4 protein-coding genes and 1 pseudogene are annotated in these 1,751 nt (G+C 69.8%); 1 reads left to right on the top strand and 4 read right to left on the bottom strand.

Annotation, left to right across the window (positions count from 1 at the left end):
• A partial coding sequence (locus AC2VOR_RS03665) for an FHA domain-containing protein (RefSeq protein ID WP_486963213.1) occupies positions 1 to 405 on the bottom strand: 405 nt, incomplete at its 3' end.
• A 17-nt stretch (positions 406 to 422) separates the two neighbouring features.
• Positions 423 to 890 carry a hypothetical protein gene (locus AC2VOR_RS03660; RefSeq protein WP_369736379.1) on the bottom strand — a complete coding sequence of 156 codons (468 nt, stop codon included), beginning with the start codon at positions 888 to 890 and terminating at the stop codon, positions 423 to 425.
• Positions 891 to 1,052: 162 nt separating this feature from the next.
• Between AC2VOR_RS03660 and AC2VOR_RS03655 the strand changes: the two genes are divergently transcribed.
• Entirely contained in the window at positions 1,053 to 1,322 is a 270-nt protein-coding gene (locus AC2VOR_RS03655) for a DUF1918 domain-containing protein (protein ID WP_369736381.1), read from the top strand.
• Here the strand turns inward: AC2VOR_RS03655 and AC2VOR_RS03650 are convergent.
• Positions 1,292 to 1,474, bottom strand: a pseudogene (locus tag AC2VOR_RS03650) (hypothetical protein); the annotation flags it as partial. The gene AC2VOR_RS03655 and the pseudogene AC2VOR_RS03650 overlap by 31 nt on opposite strands.
• A gap of 99 nt (positions 1,475 to 1,573) precedes the next feature.
• Positions 1,574 to 1,751, bottom strand: a 178-nt coding sequence (locus AC2VOR_RS03645; RefSeq protein WP_486963214.1) for an arabinosyltransferase C-terminal domain-containing protein, incomplete at its 5' end; no start/stop codon positions are given.

The raw sequence follows: 1,751 nt of genomic DNA, 5'->3' as shown, positions 1-1,751 counted from the left end.
CAGCCGGAAGTTGCCGACCTGGAGCTCGTCGCCGTCGGACAGCACCGCCGAGTCGACCTGCTCCCGGTTGAGGTAGGTGTTGTTGAGGCTGCCGAGGTCCACGACGCGGAACGTGCCGGCGTCGGCGTCCCTGCGGATCTCGGCGTGCCGGCGACTCACGGTGATGTCGTCGAGGTAGATGTCGCTGGCGGGGTGGCGGCCGATGGTGGTGACCGGCGCCTCCAGCCGGAACTGCGCTCCGGCGTTGGGTCCTCGCTTGACCACCAGCACGCCCGACCCGCGAGGCAACGCCTCGACTTCGGCGTCGTCCGCCGACCAGGCGAGCTCGTCGTGGATGTCCGCGAGCGAGGCCAGGTGGGCCGTGTTGTCGTCGGGCGCGTGATCCCGCTCGCTCGCGTCCTGCACGGGGGCCCGGTTGCGGATCACGCGGCCCGCGGGAGATCCGGCGCCGCTTGGGCCGCCGGCGACGCCGGCCGGGCCGCCGCGGGCGCCCAGCCGACGTAGGTCAGGTACAGCCCTACGAAGGTGAACGCGATGCACAGCGACACCCACAATCCCTGCGCGCCGATCATGCTGTTCGCCAGGGAGACGAAGGCCTTGGGGAAAGCCAGCAGCAGGATCCCGCGCAGGGTGATCAGCCAGCCCAGCAGCGACACGATGATTGCCGCCGCGCCGTGCCAGCTCTGGTGAGCGGCGACGACGATCAGGCCGAACAGCAGAATGAACGCGCCGGCCACCCAGGTCCACAGCGAGTTCGCCTCGAACTGCGACAGCAGCTTCTGCATGTCGGAGGCGCGCGCCACGGCCGTGACGTCGACGATGACGAGGAAAAGACCCAGTACCCGCGCGAACAGGCGCGTCCTGGCCTGGGATTCCGGTGAAGCGTTCATTGCCGTGCCTCCGTGTGATGCCGGTCCTACATCTGAATCGGACCACCATGGCAAGCGCCCGGCTAGGGACCGAAGTCCCGTTCGTGCGGACCTATGGCCCTGCCTCGGCGTGCCGCAGGGGCGGATGATCGGGCCCAGCAACCACCGATCGAGGAGTCGACCATGAAGGCGAACGTAGGCGACTGGCTCGTGATCAAGGGCACGACCACGGAATCAGCGGACCAGCGCGGACTGATCACCGAAGTGCACGGGACGGACGGCGCCCCGCCCTATGTGGTGCGCTGGCTGGTCAACGGTCACCTGGCCACGGTGTTCCCGGGCTCGGATGCCCTGGTGGCCACCGCGGCCGAACAGGAGCGGGCCGACGAACGGGCGCGGCAGCGGGTCGGCGCCGCGCGGTATCACACTGGGGCCACGAACTCCGACGTGTAGAACTCGGCCGGGTTCTGCGAGTGCGGGTTTGGGCGCTCGATGATCACCCAGACACCGGTGGTTCCCGGCCGGATCGCGTCCTGCACGGTGACCGTGCCGTTGCGGCGACGCACCACGTCGTCGCCGGGCAGAGTGCCGCGCCGAGAAGCGCGGCGGTGCGCGTTACCAATCAGGTGCGCATCGGGTCACCTCAGCCATGCGAAGTGACGCGGATCACACCGCAGGTACCCCGCCGCGCCGCGGCCCAAACCTCAGGGCTTGATGCGAATCGGTCCCGGCGACCACCACCCGCTGCGGGTGGCGGTGCCCAGGTCCAGCTGGGCGGGGCGCGCCTCGGCGATGGTGTCGAACTTGCGCAGCGACCCCCAGTCGCGGCCCCAGTCGTGGGACAGATACGTCGACATCACGTGGGCGCGCAGCAGCAGGTCG

The organism is Mycobacterium sp. TH-M103 (genome assembly GCF_057473785.1).
This window is presented reverse-complemented; position numbering and strand designations above follow the sequence as displayed.